The sequence below is a fragment of the Scytonema sp. PRP1 genome (assembly GCF_036697665.2).
Classification (GTDB): Bacteria; Cyanobacteriota; Cyanobacteriia; order Cyanobacteriales; family Nostocaceae; genus Kalymmatonema; species Kalymmatonema gypsitolerans.
This window is the reverse complement of sequence record NZ_JBAHYJ020000083.1, coordinates 84,331-102,769: the sequence shown is the minus strand read 5'-3', so window position 1 is coordinate 102,769 and position 18,439 is coordinate 84,331. Positions and strand designations below refer to the sequence as shown.

Below are 18,439 nucleotides of genomic sequence, written 5' to 3'. Positions count from 1 at the left end.
CTCCCCAGTGAACGTAGCCAGTGTAGGCATCACTAAGGTAAGTTTGAGCAATCTTTGGTTTGCCCCATTCTAGATAAAACTTAGCAGCAAGTTCGTTAGCAAGAGCTTCTTCATTGATGTACTCGTGTTCTTTGGCTAAGGTAATGGCGCGATCGTACAATTCCATTGCCTCTACATTGTTACCCACAACTCGATGTCGCTCTGCCTCTACCAAATAATATTTGTGCAAAAAATTCATTGGGGCGTAATGCGCCCATTTCTGCATCTTTTCCTGATTGGCTTGTACCTTATACAGAATGTGCTCTTGCTCTGGCTGATCTTCCTCAAAATACAGCGCCAACCTTGCTAGTGAATCGTAAAAATGGAACATTGGAGTCACTAGCTGTCCTATCCCTCCTTCTAAATACTTTTCTGCCAGGATTGCGTTTTCAACTGCTTGAGGGAATGCCTGAAATAGGTAACACAAATGTAACTTGCTAAAATATAAAGACAAAAGCCCAATTCTATCATTAGCTTCAAGGTGAATCCCCAGCATTTTCTCCTCGTTATAGGATTCATCTCTTAAATGACAGGGATTTTCCACAACCCCTAGCAAGTTTAAAACCATTTGCCGATAGATCTCATTCCAATGAAAAACCCTTTCCTGCTTAATTTGCTGTATGGCATTGCGGTTGTTCGCCATCTCTTGTTTGAGCTTTGTAAGTTCTTCACCCATAAAATATGCAGTATAGGAGTAAGCATAAAGAGCGTACGCTGCAAATTCTAAATCTCCCGTTTCCAGACCAACAGAGTAAACTTCTACGAGAGGCTTTAATGTTTCCTTGATATGCTCCTTCCAAGGTCTCACAAGTTGATTAAATGTCTCTATAACCTTCACAGAGACTTCTTTCATCTCAAACCTAGACAAAAGATTTTCCGCCAGTTTGCCAAATTCATATCCAGACTCGATGTCTCCTATTAACCCGCACAGCATTACTCCATAACTAACGTATCCAAAGGCAGATAAGGGAGCATTTCCACCTTTTAGCGATAAATCGATTTGTTTAAGTACAAACAGCAAATATAGTTCAGGAACAGCTTGATAGGCGAAAACAATTGCGCTAGATAGGATACGCATAGCTGCTAGCGATTGCTCTTCCGTCATCTCTGGCAAATTAATTAAATTTTGAATTTGCTTACTAGTCAGATTTGAAGCTGTTTTCTCCAGTTCACTTTGAATATACGACTGACTGACATTTTTAGGAAAATCTAAACCCAGTAGCTTCAAAAGGGTTAGTGCTGTATTGACCGCTTCTAGTGCTTTGTTATGCGCCCCATAAGCTTGAATTTTGACTTCATAAACTTTTACTTTTTCCAGCAGTGTTTTTGCACTTGCCAACACCACCTCTGCTAATTTCTCTGTCTGCTCAAAGTCCCCAACTAGGTACGCCGCCTCTGCTGCTTTTTCATACAAAGCTAACGTTAGGTTATAGTTCGTCTCCCAACTTTCACTAGAGAGAAATTGAATGCCAGTTGTTAAATATTTAGCTGCCGTTGCATACGCTGTTGATGCCAAAGCTCTACGTCCAGCAATCAAATTCATCGTTGCCAGCTCATCGCGCTCGCTTTGCTCGGTGATTAATTCCACCGCTATGTTGAACTGATTAACCAAATCAAAAATTTTTTCTTCCCGTTCTTCAACTGGAATTTTACTCAACAGCAGTCGTCCAATTTTTAGGTGGATTGATTGTTTTTGAAATTCAGGAATCAGAGAATAAGCCGCTTGCTGTACTCGGTCATGTACAAATTTGTATTGGGGTAATTTGGAATTAGGGTTTGGTATTTTTTTAGGTTCTTGACTAGAAATAACTCCTGATGAACCATTCTTATTTAGAAATAAGTTATAATTATCAAATTCTTGTAAAACTAGCCCTTCAACTAACGCAGTCCATAAGTTAGCTGCTGTATCTACCACAGACTTTTGATGCACAATACTCAGAGTTTTTAAATCAAAAGAGTTACCGATGCAGGCAGCAATTTTTAATACTTCTTGAGTATGTTTTGGCAACTTATCTATTTGAATTGCCATGAACTCTACTACATCATGTGTTAAAGCTAATGCCTTGACCTTAGCAATATCACACTGCCAATAACCAACCTCAAAGTTAAATTGAATTAGTTTTTCATCATACAAATATTTAATAAATTGATGAATAAAGAAGGGATTTCCTTTAGTTTTAGCAAATACCAATTGGTTAAGAGGAATAGCAGCCGCTTCTGAGCAACGGAGGCTATCAGCGATGAGACGGTTTGAATCAGCCTGATTTAAAGCTTCTATGTTAATAGTATTTATCGTTGCTTTTGTTTTTTGAATCTGATTTAGTGTCAGATATAGCGGATGTGTTCTTGAAACTTCGTTATTTCGATAAGCACCAATCAGCAGTAAAGCGTCATTAGTTTTGCCATCCCTGTTCGTTTCTTCAAAATCGTAAGTAGATAATGTAAGATTGTTGATATTAACATTGTTTTGACTCATTAATAATTGAATAAATTTTAAAGAAGCTGCATCTGCCCATTGCAAGTCATCCAGAAAGATAACCAAGGGATGCTCAATAGTTGTGAAGACTTTGATAAATCTTTGGAACAAAAAATGGAAACGGTTTTGGGCAGCGGTGCCAAATAGTTCAGCAACGTTTGGTTGTTTGCCAATAATAAGTTCAAGTTTGGGAATAACATCAATAATGACTTGAGCTTGTTCACCTAATGCTGATAAAATCTTGGCTTTCCACTGTTGCATTTCGGCATCAGTTTCATTGAGCAGTTGCCCGATTAAGTCCTCAAAAGCTTGCACCAATGCCGATAAGGGAATGTCGCGTTGCAACTGGTCAAATTTCCCTTGGATAAAGTAACTATGCTGTCGGGCGATCGCCCAAGGGGCAGTGGCAAAGCCAATCGCGGAGCGGGCACTCCCTGCCATCGCTTTGTGGACTTCGTTGACCACTGCTGTCTTGCCCACACCAGGGACACCAGATACTAGTATCATTTCAGTTATGCCCGTGCTTATCACTCTCTCAAAAGCAGCAAGTAGGGTTTCAACTTCATATTTGCGACCATAGAGTTTTTGAGAAATTAAGAAATGGTCGGAAATATCCTGTTTTTTTAACTCGAAGGGTACGATTTTTCCTATTTCTTGCCACTGTTGCAAGCACACTTCTAAGTCATACTTTAGCCCTTGAGCACTCTGATAACGGTCTTCAGCGTTTTTTGCCATGAGTAAGTTGATGATGTCAGACACAACTGAAGGAACGCCCTGATTGATACTACTTGCATTGGGTGATTGTCTAGCAATATGGCAGTAAACTAACTCCATTGGGTCAGTTGTGGTAAAAGGCAATTGTCCAGTGAGAAGTTCAAAGAACGTGACGCCAAGAGAATAAAAGTCAGTACGGTAGTCGATACCTCGGTTCATCCTTCCTGTTTGCTCAGGAGAAATGTAAGCCAGCCTACCTTCTAAAACGTTGGGATTGGTAAGAATTTGAACTTCTTTGGGCAGAACAGAGGCAATACCGAAGTCAATAAGTTTGACTTCAAGAGTTGTGGGACTAATTGGGATGTTCGCAGGTTTGATATCTTTGTGAATAACACGGTTACGATACAACTCATGTAAGGTAGAGGCGATTTGAAGAGCGATGTGGAGAAATTGTTGTAGAGGGAGGCATTTTGCTGACTGTATATGATTGATGTAATCTTTGAGAGAGATCCCAGGAAAATCCTCCATAACCAAGGCATAACTGTTTTGGTACGGTTCCAGACTGTAAGGTTTGACGATGCCTTGTAAGTTGAGGTTTTCCGCAATCGTATATTGATTGCGGAGTTTTGACAGTTCTTGGAAGCTAGGAGAGCTACGCCGTAGGACTTTAATGACAACTAGTTTTTGGTCTTGTTCTCTTATTCCTCGATATACCAAAGTTTTATCACTTGCATGAATTTGCCCAATAATTTGATAACCAGTGAGTTTCAGCATTGCTGCTTTATATCCCTACGTCATTGATAACTTTATTTAAGGTTATTATTCGCCGATTGTGAGTGATAACACGCACACATAAAGTATGTCAGCAGTTAAATAAGAGTTCTGTAGTTGGTGAACAGGTAAAGGTAACTTCCGCAGCATCTGCAACAGTCATAGGTTGAGGTTACCATTACCCAGTTTTGAGAAGCTAAGGAACGCGGATTTAATAAAGTACAAAACCTCACCCCCCAACCCCTCTGGGAACTTCCCAGAGGGAGACTTTAACGACAGTTAAAGGCGGGGTGAGGTCAAACGAGTGATTTGCATGTTATTTATAGCGGTTTTCAGTTGAGTGCAATACATCAAGAAATAAGAACCACAGATGGACACAGATGGACACAGATAAATAATTACTTCATCCAAACGAGAAGCGCTATAATCGATGATCCTAAGGAACGTGGTGCGTCACTAGCTTAGTTTTAGAGGTATGTAGTCAGCGCTTAAGCGCTCTATTAAAGCACGAAGCTTACTACGTACGAGCAGCGCTTGCCTACCATACCTTAAGAGGACGTTGAAAAACTTTAACTGATTCACCGTAAGTCCCCCATCTGAATTCTGTACTCAGAATCAGTGGCGGGATATAAGGTGGGCAACGACGATTATATCTTTGCCTGTATCTTTCCGCAGGAAAGACACAGGCAAAGATGTATGAGGAATTGCCAAATATTTCCGGAATATTTTTATCGCTAAGTGTATATTGTGGTAGAATGAAAAAACCAAGGAGGTGATATTGAGTGCTACATAAAGTCGTACAAGTCCGTCTATATCCGACCAAAGAACAACAAGTATTATTAGCTCAAACATTTGGGTCTGCCCGTTGGTGGTGGAACTATGCGCTAAATAAATCGATTGAATCTTACAAAGAAACGGGTAAGGGGCTTGGACGTACAGCACTCAATGCTCTTCTACCAGACCTCAAAAAAGCAGAAAACACTTGTTGGTTAGCTGAATGCTATAGCCAGGTTTTGCAGGCTACAACACTCAACTTAACCACAGCGTACAAAAACTTTTTTGATAAACGTGCAGGGTTTCCTAAGTTCAAGTCTAAACACGGTAAGCAGTCTATCCAATATCCTCAAAACGTCAAAATTGTAGGTGGTAATGTCAAACTTCCAGGCAATATTGGAATTGTCAAAGCCAAAATACACAGACCAATTGAGGGGAAAATTAAGACTGTTACCATTAGTAAAACTCCATCAGAAAAATATCTTGCATCTATTCTGACTGAGGTAGAAGGGGATAACCCTACTACGGCTGAAGGTAAAATTTATGGCATTGATTTAGGATTGAAACACTTTGCTGTTGTCACCGACGGGGAGAAAGTTTCTAAATACGACAATCCTAAACATCTTGCCAAGCATGAGAAGAATCTCAAGCGTAAACAACAAAAGCTAGCGCGTAAACAAAAGGGAAGTAATTCCAGGTATAAATATCGTAAACTCGTTGCCAAAGTATACGAACGGGTTAGCAACTCGCGGCAAGATTTTCTACATAAACTTAGTTACAAGTTAGTCAGCGATAGCCAAGCTGTTATAGTAGAAAACCTTCATGTCAAGGGCATGGTTCGTAACCATAATTTGGCGAAAGCAATATCTGATTGTGGATGGGGAACCTTTACCAACTTTTTAGCTTATAAGCTAGAACGCAAAGGTGGGAAGTTGATTGAGATTGATAGATGGTTCCCCAGTTCCAAACTCTGCTCTAATTGTTTCTATCAAATCAGTGAGTTGTCATTGGATGTGCGTGAATGGGCTTGTCCAAGTTGCGGCACACATCATGACCGTGATGGAAATGCAGCCATAAATATTAGAGCAGAGGGAATCAGAATGCTAAAGGCGGAAGGTTCAGCCGTCTCTGCTGTAGGAGGGGAGGTAAGACCAAAGATGGGACGAAAGTCAAATCTGAGGCACTCGCCATTGATTACAGAAGCCAACACTGCACTTGGTACTCCAAGTCAGTGTGGGTAGTTCACTCTTTTCACCTTTGAGTGTTGACTCTTACTTCGGTGGGCTGGTAGTCTGAACCAAGTTTATTGGCACAAAAACCAAAGTCACGTACTTGATTTGGCTCAACCACCCTTCCCCAGTCTAAAGGCGTGACAACATACTGCGTCGCTCCCTGTGGTTTAAAGTTACCGTTCCAAGAGTTATTAATAGCAGCTTGTTTCATACTAAATGTCAGCAGCCAATCGTTAACCTTAGCATTGCTCTGATTCATAATTTTGAAGCTGACACAAAATCCCGTTTGCCAATTTGTATAGATATCAGAAGTGACTGCCAGTTGGGAAGAAGAAGAAGAGATACGCACAGGAGATGAGGGAGATGAGGGGGATGAGGGGGATGAGGGAGATGAGGGAGTGAGGGAGTGAGGGAGTGAGGGAGATGAGGGGGATAAGGAAGAGACTCCTAATGTTGAATTTTGAATTTTGTAGACGCCCCTTGGGCGGTGAGACAGCGCTGCAGGAGGAGCCAGCACTGTAGGCGGGTTTCCCGCCGTAGGTGACTGGTGTTGGTTTCCCGACCTAGGCGACTGCAAACCCGAAGGGCTTCCCGTAGGATATTTTGAATTGATTTCTCCCCTGCTTCCCCCTACTCCTCCACTCGTTTGCACGGGTGCTACTTGAGAAAAATTAACTGGCAGCAGTTGGGATAGTAGTTGCTGCTTAGGAATATCAACACTTAGCCAATCATCTAATAAGATACCGCCTGTATCAGCACTGTTAGGATTCCAGCTCCAGTAGGCAAAGCTCAATTTTTTCTGTTTGATATATTTGACAAATTCGTTTTGCCAAATTCCTTCTTTAGAATTTGTATCTACTTCCCGTCCACCAAACTCACCAATAAAAATGGGCGCAATATTTTGACTAGAAATATAGTGAAATCCTATTTGCCAGCGATCAATAAGATTTTTGGGAAATTTTCGCTCAGAAAACCAAGGCTGATCCGCAACTCCAGGACCATATTCGTGAGGTGAATAGACAAGCTTGTTGCGACGAGATAAACGTATTGGGTAGCGCTTCACTCCTTCTAAATTGCCACCCTGCCAATGTTTGGGTAGCTTTTGTGTAGGGACGTTCTTTTCTACCCCTTCCACAACAATTAGCCAGTTAGGATTAACATCAAGAATAGCATTACCAGCCCGTTCTGCTGCTAGTCGCCAGTCTGTGGCTAAATCGTTAGTACCCCAGCTCGCTTTTCCGTGCGGTTCGTTTTTTAGATCTGCACCAATAACGTTCGTTTGATTCTTATACCTATAAGCTAACATTTTCCAAGTATCAATCCAGTCTGCTTCTGTGAAGCCGTCTTCATACCACAATTGAGAAATGCCCTGATCGCTTAAACGGTGGTTATCGAGTAGAATGAGTAACCCCTGACGTTGCGCTTCCTGAATGATTAAGTCCATGACTTGTATTGGGGTTTTCCCCTCAAGTTCTTTGTTGCTACCAATACTGAAGTCAATACCGTTAACATTAGGCGAACGTAGTGCTTCCAGAGAATAAGGCAACCGGATCAGGTTATATCCCAAGCTCTTAATCTGCGCCAGTATCTCTTTATAATCTCGCTTCCACAAGCCGTGAGGTACGTGGGTTTCTGTTTCCGTACCAAACCAGTTCACACCTCTAAGTAAAACTTGCTGACCTTTGGCATCGAGAATTTTTGCGCCACGGGTTGAAAGTGGTAATTCGATTGTCATTCCAGCATCGACCACATTTACCTGGCTACGTACAGGCATCGCCACGATACCCATAAGAAATACGACTATAACTACTGACAATATGAATAATTGCTTATAATTTTTTATTTTTTTTCGTTTCTTTTGATGGATATGTCGCATACTATAGTTTCCTGACTTACAAGAATATATCTAAGCCAAATAATCACAGTTTTTAAGCATATACTGTTGAATAAGAAAGAACTCAGAACTCAGGATCTAGGATCTTAGGAGAGGCTATGCAACTCGTAAGAAGCTTGAAACCTTTGGCAATAGTGTATCCAAAGTCTCCTATGTCGTGTTAATGGCATTTTAAGAAACTAGGTTGCTTAACCTTGTTATCACCTCTCAAAATATGCTAATATGAAATACTATGCTATAAACTCTTGACGAAATCAGTTTTCAATGAAAAATGCTTATTGAAGTTTCCTAACTTTAGTTAAGGGAATAATCAGATAAGTGTTCACTAAAGACTGGTGATGTAGTTCTTTCCAAAAGAGGAATGTATTGCTATAGACAACAGTTCTGCAAACAGGTGAAGTTCAAGAGTTAAAATGTAGCAAATAGCCACATCGCTTCTGTATATATGTTATTAAGTAAAGTAAAAAAATAGGCAAAAAGTATACTCATATCCGACCGAGACTCAAAAGGAGGACTAGATGAAAAAACATACAGTTGACCTCCAGGAAAGTTTGGGTTCTGGAGCGAGAGGATATCGGGAAGTAGCACGCCTGTTTTCTGTTGATAGCCAGTTTGGGTCTTCTGCTACTAGGGAGAGCCAAAAGGTAAGTCAAAATCTCGCAATTTAGTTGCCTTTGACACAAACCATGTGCTGAAAACCGTGGAAGTATCAAAAAAATCCAGGTTAAGCTAGAGAAGAGAGTTAGGGTTAGCTTTGCACCCTTTTGGGGAAAAAGCAAAACTCATTCTCACGGCAGGAATTTTCTCAAGTTGGCATTGTCCTTACTCCATGCTGCGAATCATTACTCAGCAGGCAGACGTTAGAGCAGAACTACAACGGATCTGCGATCGCACCCATGATGAACAGGTGCTCCACAAAGAAGCAACAGTGCGGGAAGTGTTGCAGGCAGTCAAGCGCCAAGGCGATAAAGCTGTACTGCATTACACAGCCGAATTCGATAAGCAAACCCTCAAGCCAGAAGAACTGCGCGTGACAGGCTCAGAACTGGATGCAGCATACCAACAGGTATCAAAGGAATTGCTCCAGGCAATCAGGCTGGCTTGCCGCCAAATTGATACATTTCACCGCCAACGAATTCCCAAAAGTTGGGTACAGTTTGGCGATGATGAGGTCGTTTTAGGCAAACGGTATACACCAGTAGACCGAGCAGGGTTATATGTGCCGGGTGGTCGCGCCGCCTATCCAAGCACGGTATTGATGAATGCAATTCCGGCAAAGGTAGCTGGTGTACCGCACGTGGTGATGGTGACACCACCAGGAGCAGACAAAGCAATTAACTCAGCCGTGCTGGTCGCAGCACAAGAAGCTGGGGTGCAAGAAATTTATCGCGTCGGAGGCGCACAAGCGATCGCCGCTTTAGCCTATGGTACAGAAACGATTCCTAAAGTTGATGTGATCACAGGCCCAGGTAATATTTATGTAACTTTGGCGAAAAAACTCGTCTATGGCACCGTAGGCATTGATTCCTTAGCCGGACCAAGCGAAGTGCTAATTATAGCCGATGAAACCGCAAATCCCGTACACGTTGCCGCTGACTTGTTGGCGCAAGCCGAACATGACCCAATGGCAGCAGCAGTTTTGCTGACCACGGATACGGCTTTGGCAAAGAACGTACAAGTGGCGGTGGAAAGACAGCTCATAGACCACCCTAGGCGCTTGCTGACAGAAAAGGCGATCGCTCACTATGGTTTGATAGTGATTGTCGAATCCTTGGAAGCAGCAGCCCAACTCTCGAATGAATTTGCCCCCGAACATTTAGAGTTGGAAGTAGAAGATCCGTGGGAGCTACTACCACTCATTCGGAATGCGGGTGCCATTTTCTTAGGGTATTCTACACCAGAAGCCGTCGGAGATTATTTAGCTGGACCAAACCACACCCTACCAACTTCTGGTGCTGCTCGCTATGCCTCAGCCTTAGGAGTCGAAACTTTTATGAAACACTCAAGTATCATTCAATACTCTCAGACCGCACTAGAAAAGGTGGCGGGTGCAATTGATGTGCTAGCAACAGCTGAAGGCTTACCTTCTCACGCTGATTCTGTCAGACGCCGAGTTCAAAAGGAAGAGTAAATTTGAATTTGAATTATTAATTTTTTCCGGAAATATTTGGCAAAATTGAGCCTATGGGTTACAAATGAAACTTTAAGGCTATACAAACTTATGCCCTGAAATTGGCCAGGTTGGTGTAGCCATTAATCTCCTTCTGCCGTTACGTATCTAAAAGGTCTACTCTTGTGGAGACGACATTGGTGCTAAAGACTATTTTGGTTGCTTTGGATGATTCCGAACTTGCAGACAGAGTCATTCAGGCTTTACAAGAATTGGTGCTGCCAAAAGATAGCAAAGTCATTCTCTGCCATGTGTTTCCTACATCAGAGTCCGAGATAGAAGTACCCGCCGACCGTCCTCAACCAGAGTCACCAGCATTTTCTTATTTCCATATTGAAAAACAATTGCAATCCTACCAGACAATCTTGCCAGTTGAAAGCGATATAGAAATTGTCACTGGCGATCCAGCAGAAGAAATTATTCGCCTTGCCAATATTTACAAAGCTAATTTAATTATGATCGGTAGTCGCGGCTTAACTGGTATGAAGCGAATTGTCCAGGGTTCCGTGAGTTCTCAAGTGGTGGAAGAAGCCAATTGTTCTGTATTGGTTGTCAAGCCGGGATGAAATAGGTACAAAAAAATCATACCTTGGGCGGATTGAAAAATTCACGTATTATTATAAATACGCTGTGTAGATACGTTGCAGGAACAAAATTAACAATCTTCATACCATAAGTTGGGGCTTGTAATTGCGAGGTCACAAACCTTGCAGTTAGTGTATAGGTTAGAGTATTTTTACTGATATAAAAAATTTATAAGTTAAGAAGTTAAACTTTAGAAAGTTTAAGTGGTTGCCCGAGGGCGATCGCGCATAGGGCAGCGCCGCAAAGGTGATCGCTTTGTGTCATCGTAGCTTTTACACGCCATTTCAAATGAAAATAGCGTAAATCAGTTTTAGCCTTTCTTTAAAGTATAACTTGGCACTTTACTCAATGCTAAGGTTAGTTCGAGTGTTTTAAGTCAGATTCATCAGGAGCAGCGGGCAAAAGTGGAGTAAAACGTTAAAGACTGTATGGATGGACACGATATAGCCTACGAATATAGCGTTTCCCAGCCTGCTGAGGTACAAATTTATCTGCGTCCATCAGCGTTCATCTGCGGTTAATTATTTTTCCTGTACCTTACGAATGTGGGAATCGCTATATTTGTCCATACTAGGGGTAATTAAACTAATACCGATGGGTGCCGTTAAAAGTGCTAAAGCAAGGTTGATGCGATCACCCCACCCGTTGTCCCGTCACCTAATTCACAAGTCATTCTTACTATAGTTTATAGAATAAAATGGAGAGAAGTAGCTTTGACTGCCCCTTTGGCAGCTTTTAGCAAACGCTCAGAGAGGTAAGAGGTAAGACCGGACAATGAAGGTGTGAAGTAATGGCTGCTGAACTGCTTTTGCTATTACGCTTCTGAAGTTGCTAAAGGTATTGTATAGGAATTAACTTTTTTTATAGAAAAAAGCTGAAGAGGTAGATTTTATGACTCACAATCCAGGTGGAATTTCACAATCCAATACTGGTTCAATGGGTGGCGGTCAACAAGCCGCGATGGGTAATAATAACTCACAGGCAATGACAAGTCAAGCAGATGCACCTGCTGGTCAACAATTAACCCAGCAACAAGTCATCCAGATGCTTGCACAGATTGAGGACATGATTCGTAGTGCAGAACTACCACCAGATACCCAAAAAGAAGCGATTGCGTATCTTAGTGCAGCAAAAAAGGCAACTGAAAAAGCGGAACCAAAAAAACAACTAGTTGCAACCAACCTAGAAGGCGTGGCTGAAACCTTAAATGATGTCAGTCAAAACGAAGGTGAAGGCAAGACTCTTTGGGAAAAAGTAAAGCCTATCTTGTTGAAAGTGACTGACTGGTTGGGTCAAGCAATAGCAGGTTCTCTTTTGGGCATCCTGTTAAAGTAAACGGCTGTCTAGGTTTGTATGTCTCTATGCACTACAACACCTAATAATACTATGTCTATAATTGTGCGTATAGCTGCATCATTGAAAGAAGCTCAAGCAATTAATACCGTTAGCAGCTAAGAGTCTCAAAAGCATAAGTAAAATACTCAAAACTACCAGTGAAGCTAAGGAGTTAAGCTAGGGTTAGGTATGGCTAAGAACTTGTTTGGACTCTATTAGTAAGGCAAGCCAATGAACCAGCCGCCTTCCGACTCTGATTCCAATAAACCATCAACACCTAGTTCAGGTATTCAGCAATCGAATAAAACGTCAAAATTAGATGGTGGGCAGCAGGGTATTCAGGGAAACTATAATACCCAGAGTCAGGACAATAAAAAATGGTTTGGCAACATCCTTGTGTTTAACTTTTTTTTGGGGATGTTGCCTTCGATACAAAGACCTGCTTCAAGTAGGGATGAGCAAGACAAGCGCGATCACGATAATTTTCTCGATAAGGTAGAAAATGCCTGGATCAAAGGCGTATTGAAGAACTCCTTGCAAAATGAGGTACTAATTGAACTGGGACTGCAAGAACGATTTGACGCTGTGGATACCCCTGCGAGGCCGATTTGGGAAATTGATGAACAAGGGTGGCAAACCCTGCCATCAGGTACGAAAGTAATTAACAAATTTGAGAGTTTGGGTTGTGATTGTAGCCTCCTAATTTTAGGAGAGCCGGGATCTGGCAAAACTATAACTCTGCTGGAACTTGCCCGTGATTTGATTAAGCGTGCCAAAGAAGATGTCAGCCTACCGATGCCAGTAGTACTAAACTTATCTTCTTGGAAAAGGGAAAGGCAACAATGGCTAGTCGAAGAACTGAACAATAAATACCAGGTTCCCAGGGAAATTGGTAAACGCTGGATAAACGAGGATAAACTACTGCTATTGCTGGATGGGTTAGATGAGGTAAGTAAAAAAGACCGAATTGCCTGCGTTGAGGCGTTAAATGTATTTGGGAATAACCACAGACACACAAAGATAGTAGTGTGTAGCCGGATAAAGGAATATGAAGCCCTCAAACGCCATTTACGCTTCTCTGCTGCTATCGGCTTACAACCACTCAGACCAGAGGAAATTGATAAATATCTTGATGATCTTGGTAATCAGAAGCAGCTGGCAACAGTTCGCAGAGCATTGAGAAATGATACTCACCTACAAGAGTTAGCCGAATCGCCGCTAATGCTGAATATTATCATCCTCGTTTACCAATCATTGCCTAATGAAACAATCACGCCACCTAATGCAAAAACAACGCCAAAGGAAACAACACTATCTTCAAATCCGTTGACTGTCATTATTGACTTCTTTAAACGCTTTGGAGGTAATAAAATGCCTCGAAACAGTGCCGAGTACCAGGTTCAAGAACCGGAACAAGCATTGGCTAACCAAGAAGAACTACGCCAAGACCTGTTTAATAAGTATATTGAAAGGATGTTCTCCAGACGTAGGAATAAAGAAAATCATCAGCAGTACCCAGAAGATAAAGCAAAAGACTGGCTGATTTGGTTAGCGAAAAGAATGAAACAGAACTCTCAAACAGTCTTTTCAATTGAGGATATGCAGCCAAGCTGGTTCCAAACATATTCTCAAAAGAGAAGATACCATTTTGCAGTCATGCTAATTGTGCGGTTACTGTCTGGGTTGTCTGGTGGGCTAATCGCTAGTTTATTCAATTATAGTCGTCAACCAATAAATTCTTCACTTCTTTACATATGCATCGGAGCAATAGCTGGATTGATATCTGGAGTGATAACTGAGTTCCTCATACAATCCGATTTGAAAGTGATAAATAAATTGAATCGTATAGACGTTATAGATTTTAGTGAAATATTCGGTAGAAGATTTAGACAAATATCTGAGATATTTACACGACTCAATTTAGAAGTGGTATCTCGGCGATTGATAAGTTTGACTTCGATAGTAGAAGCTAAAAAATTAAAACTAAAATTGAATTTATTGGAACTGTCTATATGTACAGCAAGCCTGTATTTAACAAGTTTTCTATTCTCCCAATTCTCAAAAACAACAATAACACCTATTTTAGAAACTCCACTTTTTGTCTTCATTGTTTTGTTCATAAGTAAACGTACAGACATTGAAAATATCCAGCCAACAGATAGTATAAATTTGTCGTTCTCAGAAGCAAAAACCAAGTTTATTATTGGAATGATATTGGGAATATTGTCTGGTATTATATTACTAATTATTGGAATGATAATTACGTTTATTAATCCAAATTTGACAATAAACAATTTTTGGTTTAATGATTTTTTAGATCAAACTACCAAAATGCTTTATACTCAAAATTTTAATGTAAAAATTGTTATTAAAATTTTATTTGGTTTAGTAATGTTAGGTGTGTTTGTGGGGCTATGGGTCGGCTTGGTGTTAGGAGTAGAAAAAAAAGATTATGTAAAGAAAGATAATAAAATTACTAACCAAGGAATTTGGAATTCAGTAATAAATTCTATCAATTTAATAACGGTTGGTGGATTGATTGGTGCATTGATTAGTGTGGTAGTATGGATTTTTTTTCATATGGAACCAGGCATAATTTGGTGGGTTCATTATGGAAATAATCCTTTTTCTGATGGATTAATTTTTTCACTAGTAGTTGGCTCCATAATTGGGTTGATTAATGGTCTAATTGGTGGAGATAATTCAGGTTTAGTTTGCATTAAACACTTTGTTTTACGTGTTATTCTTTACAGAAGTGGCAATATTCCTTGGGACTACGCTCGTTTTCTCAATTATGCAAAAGAACGCATTCTTTTGCAAGAAGTTAGTGGTAGTTATATTTTTATCCACAGACTGCTATTAGAGCATTTTGCCCGAATGCCTGACGCTGATTAGTCAGCAAGTGAGTGAAACTGTGATTTTGCTTGTTTTATTTCTTTGTCTTTCTGTGATTGGACTGACTACGTACTTAGTTTTTTTACGACGTGCGATCGCCGATATGCAACTAAGTCCATCAAAGGACGTAATACTTAAAGATACTTTTAATTTTAGATTACCAACAGTTTCAGTGATTATTCCTGCTTATAACGAAGCAGATAATATCCAAGAATGTATCATGTCTGTTTTAAAGAGTACTAGCTTGTCAGCCGATCGCGTTGAAGTTTGGGTAGTAGACGATCAATCAACTGACGAAACTCTAACAATCTTGAAACGACTTCAGCAAAATCTTAGTGATTTACGGTTGAAGGTTGTATCTGGACTACCTCGACCAGAAAAACAAGTTTGGACAGGCAAAAACTGGGCTTGTGCTCAAGCTGCTGAACGCTCTTGTGGAGAATACTTACTCTTTATTGATGCTGATGTCCGATTGAAACTAGGGGCAATTGAAACCGTTATTTATAAAGCAGAAATAGAAAAGACTGACTTACTAAACTGTATACCAGCGTTAGTTTGTGGTTCTCTCGCAGAGTGGTTAGTACAGCCATTGATATTCATCAATATGCTGGTTGCTTTTAACTCTACAGTTGTAAAAAACCCTAATACAAAAACAGCCTTTGCAGCGGGACCTTTTATGCTGTTTAGGCGTTCAGCCTATAATCAGGTAGGAGGACATTGTGCAGTAGCTAGTAAGGTTGCTGAAGATGTTGCTTTAGCACGACTAATGAAATCCAATGGTTTAAAGTTGCAATATGTACTAGGGGCAGATTTAGCTACATTACGAATGTATCGCTCTTGGGCAGCACTCTGGGAAGGTTGGACTAAAGTTTTGTACTCAGGCGCTCAACGGAATTTTTGGCTAATGTTGTACTTAGCTCTGGTGATGTTAAGCATTTACTTGATTCCCTGGTTAGGATTGGTAATTTTGCTTGGTAAAAGTCTTTTGATTGGATGGGGAACGCTTGACTGGCTGGCAATTTGTCTAGCTTTGAGCGCGATTTTCCTTCAGTACAATTTGCGAACCCTAGCTTCCCAGGCATTGTACAGTTCTCCAAAGTACTGGTGGCTACATTGGTTGGGAGGTTTATTGGTTGCTTTGATTGCGATTATTTCAGTTATTAAGACTGAAACTGGCTGGGGTTGGACTTGGCGAGGTCGATCACTCAAGTAAAGGTAAATAGGGGAGACTGTGCCAAAATGAACCATCTCCTGCGAAAAGGCAAATAAAAATATAATCATGCCTAAAACTAACGTCGCTCTTTGTCACTTCAGACGTTAATTTAAGGAGTAATCTGCCACAACCACCTCACTACAAATTGACAGGTAAAGTCACCACACTTAGGGCTGAAGAGAGGCTAGTAATTTTAAGAGTTCATTCTTTCGTAGATCCTAATTCCGACTCACCGCTTACCAAAGTATGGGTAGAAGTAGGTTTACCATATTAGGGCGTTGCGAAATTGAGGTATAAAATTTCAAGTTTAATTTTCAAACCCCTTATCTTTGCGCCTTTGCGTAGAGCGCGAGCCTAAATTCATACTTTGAATCAGCAACGCCCATACATAATGAGATTATTAACCATCAACTTCAATTTTATTTTACTTATCACTTTTTAAGTAATAAATAGTTTTTTAGATATAAAAATATGCGCCATAGCAGCCACTGTTATATTAGGTTCGGATGAACACTTACAATTAGGGCTGACACGAGGAGTTTAGAATGATAAGTAATTAAGCGAACTTGATATTAAGCACTTGCAACAGGAGAAAAGGGTAAAATGTCTCTCGAATGTATTTCTCCTGACAGACGCTAAATATGGAAAAGCTGCTGAACAACCGCTATCGAATTCTTCGCACTTTGGGAGGCGGTGGATTTGGAGAGACTTTTCTAGCAGAGGATACCCAAATGCCCTCACTCCGTCGTTGTGTGATTAAACAACTCAAACCAATTGAGGATAATCTTCAAATATACCAGTTGGTACAGCAGCGGTTTCAGCGAGAAGCAGCCATTTTAGAAGACTTAGGAGAAGGCAGCACTCAGATTCCGCGATTATATGCTTATTTTTCAGAAAACAGTCAGTTTTACTTAGTACAAGAGTATATAGAAGGACAAACTCTCGCATCTAAGTTACAAGAGCAAGGTTTGATGAGTGAGAGTGCAGTCAAAGAAATTTTGACAAGTATTTTACCAGTTCTCGAATATGTTCATAGCAAAGGCATTGTCCACCGAGACATTAAGCCAGATAACATCCTCATTCGCCATGCTGATGGTAAACCCGTTTTAATTGACTTTGGCGCAGTCAAAGAAACAGTAGGAACTTTGATAAGTTCTTCGCTTAATTCTACACAGTCAATTGTCATTGGTACACCAGGATTTATGGCTAGCGAACAATCGGTTGGACGCCCGATGTTTGCCAGTGACATCTATAGTTTGGCACTCACCGCGATTTATTTACTCACAGGTAAAACGCCGCAAGAATTAACAGCTGATCCAGCTACGGGTACTCTTGTATGGCGACAATATGCTTTAAATGTCACTCCCAGTTTTGCCACTGTCTTAGATCAAGCGATTCAGTTTCATGCACGCGATCGCTTTGCCAGCGCCAGAGAGATGTTGCAAGCTTTGTATCTTGGTACAACGCCTGTGACTCCCACAGTACCAATTGTTCGTCCTATTTCACCGACTTCTCCAATCGTACCTTATGACCGTCCACTAGTATTAACTGTACCGCCTCCTGCAACACCTCAACATACCATTCCTGTCAGCCCAGGATCAGCTCCTCAACCTTTTTATCACAGTGGTAGACAAAACAGTGAGCAGAAGGGTTTCGTTCTTGGCAGCATCATTGTAGGTGGTTTGATCGGTGCATCTGTGATCATTGGTTTTGCCCTTAACAGACAACAAACTCAACCAGAGGTGGCACAACCACTGGTACAAAACACACCCATTCCTAGTTTTCCATTAGCTTCAGAACTCCAGGAGACTGCTGTCTCACCCACTCCCCTTCAAAAGCCATCAAAAATTCCCAGTTTTCCAGAACCCACTACGATACCTGTTGAAACTCTAGAGCCTGTACTGCCAGAACTAACGCCAGTTCCCAGCACTCAGCTTCCTAATCCTACCCAAACCCAATCTTCTCCACTTCCTCTGGCAACACCAATGCCAACAAACAATCAGCCCTCACCGATAGAGGCTGTACAAAATTATTACTTAATTATTAATCAGGGTCAGTATAGAACAGCTTGGGATCAGCTCATACCAAGCTACCAAAACAATAAACGTCTTCACCCTAAGGGTTATCTTTCTTACATTGATTGGTGGGGAGGAAAAGTTAAAAGCGTAGAAGTTGAGCAAGTTAGCATAGTAGAAGCAAGTACAGAAACAGCTACAGTATATGCTCAATTAAAATATCTTATGAAAACCGGACAAGTTGTCCCTACTTCTGTGCGCTTTTTGCTTTTGTGGGATGCTGATAACAGCAGATGGGTTGTCGCGGATGTCAGCTAGTTTTTAGG

At 41.0% G+C, this 18,439-nt stretch carries 10 protein-coding genes; 8 read left to right on the top strand and 2 right to left on the bottom strand.

What is annotated here, in order from left to right; genetic code table 11:
- Positions 1-4,003: ATP-binding protein (locus V5G28_RS19335; protein ID WP_336231263.1), on the bottom strand; the 4,003-nt coding region annotated here is incomplete at its 3' end.
- Positions 4,004-4,782: 779 nt separating this feature from the next.
- On the opposite strand from V5G28_RS19335, the gene V5G28_RS19330 reads away from it, so the two are divergent.
- The gene (locus V5G28_RS19330) at positions 4,783-6,015 is read left to right on the top strand and encodes an RNA-guided endonuclease InsQ/TnpB family protein (RefSeq protein WP_332995567.1); all 1,233 of its coding nucleotides are present in this window, start codon (positions 4,783-4,785) and stop codon (positions 6,013-6,015) included.
- A 10-nt stretch (positions 6,016-6,025) separates the two neighbouring features.
- On the opposite strand, the gene V5G28_RS19325 is transcribed toward V5G28_RS19330, so the two are convergent.
- Complete coding sequence (locus V5G28_RS19325; protein ID WP_332995565.1) at positions 6,026-7,882, bottom strand: cellulase family glycosylhydrolase; 1,857 nt, start codon at positions 7,880-7,882, stop codon at positions 6,026-6,028.
- A gap of 536 nt (positions 7,883-8,418) precedes the next feature.
- Between V5G28_RS19325 and V5G28_RS19320 the strand changes: the two genes are divergently transcribed.
- From V5G28_RS19320 to V5G28_RS19290, 7 genes are all read left to right on the top strand, one after another.
- Entirely contained in the window at positions 8,419-8,568 is a 150-nt protein-coding gene (locus tag V5G28_RS19320) for a hypothetical protein (protein WP_332995563.1), read from the top strand.
- A 161-nt stretch (positions 8,569-8,729) separates the two neighbouring features.
- A complete protein-coding gene (gene hisD / locus V5G28_RS19315) occupies positions 8,730-10,031 on the top strand; it encodes a histidinol dehydrogenase (RefSeq protein ID WP_332995578.1) in 1,302 nt (433 codons plus the stop codon).
- Positions 10,032-10,210: 179 nt separating this feature from the next.
- Positions 10,211-10,636 carry a universal stress protein gene (locus V5G28_RS19310; protein WP_332995561.1) on the top strand — a complete coding sequence of 142 codons (426 nt, stop codon included), beginning with the start codon at positions 10,211-10,213 and terminating at the stop codon, positions 10,634-10,636.
- Between the two features lie 910 nt (positions 10,637-11,546).
- Positions 11,547-11,990 (top strand): hypothetical protein, encoded by a 444-nt coding sequence (locus V5G28_RS19305; protein WP_332995559.1) that lies wholly within the window; start codon positions 11,547-11,549, stop codon positions 11,988-11,990.
- Between the two features lie 231 nt (positions 11,991-12,221).
- Complete coding sequence (locus tag V5G28_RS19300) at positions 12,222-14,885, top strand: NACHT domain-containing protein (RefSeq protein ID WP_332995557.1); 2,664 nt, start codon at positions 12,222-12,224, stop codon at positions 14,883-14,885.
- Between the two features lie 19 nt (positions 14,886-14,904).
- A complete protein-coding gene (locus tag V5G28_RS19295) occupies positions 14,905-16,098 on the top strand; it encodes a glycosyltransferase (RefSeq protein WP_332995555.1) in 1,194 nt (397 codons plus the stop codon).
- Positions 16,099-16,739: 641 nt separating this feature from the next.
- On the top strand, positions 16,740-18,431 hold the full coding sequence (locus V5G28_RS19290) for a protein kinase domain-containing protein (RefSeq protein ID WP_332995553.1): 1,692 nt from the start codon (positions 16,740-16,742) through the stop codon (positions 18,429-18,431).
- Positions 18,432-18,439 lie beyond the last annotated feature (8 nt).

Excerpts from the sequence above, each read along its gene's own strand:
- V5G28_RS19325 (WP_332995565.1), bottom strand. The coding sequence starts at position 7,882 with ATGCGACATATCCATCAAAAGAAACGAAAAAAAATAAAAAATTATAAG.
- V5G28_RS19320 (WP_332995563.1), top strand. The coding sequence starts at position 8,419 with ATGAAAAAACATACAGTTGACCTCCAGGAAAGTTTGGGTTCTGGAGCG.
- hisD (WP_332995578.1), top strand. The coding sequence starts at position 8,730 with ATGCTGCGAATCATTACTCAGCAGGCAGACGTTAGAGCAGAACTACAA.
- V5G28_RS19305 (WP_332995559.1), top strand. The coding sequence starts at position 11,547 with ATGACTCACAATCCAGGTGGAATTTCACAATCCAATACTGGTTCAATG.
- V5G28_RS19300 (WP_332995557.1), top strand. The coding sequence starts at position 12,222 with ATGAACCAGCCGCCTTCCGACTCTGATTCCAATAAACCATCAACACCT.
- V5G28_RS19290 (WP_332995553.1), top strand. The coding sequence starts at position 16,740 with ATGGAAAAGCTGCTGAACAACCGCTATCGAATTCTTCGCACTTTGGGA.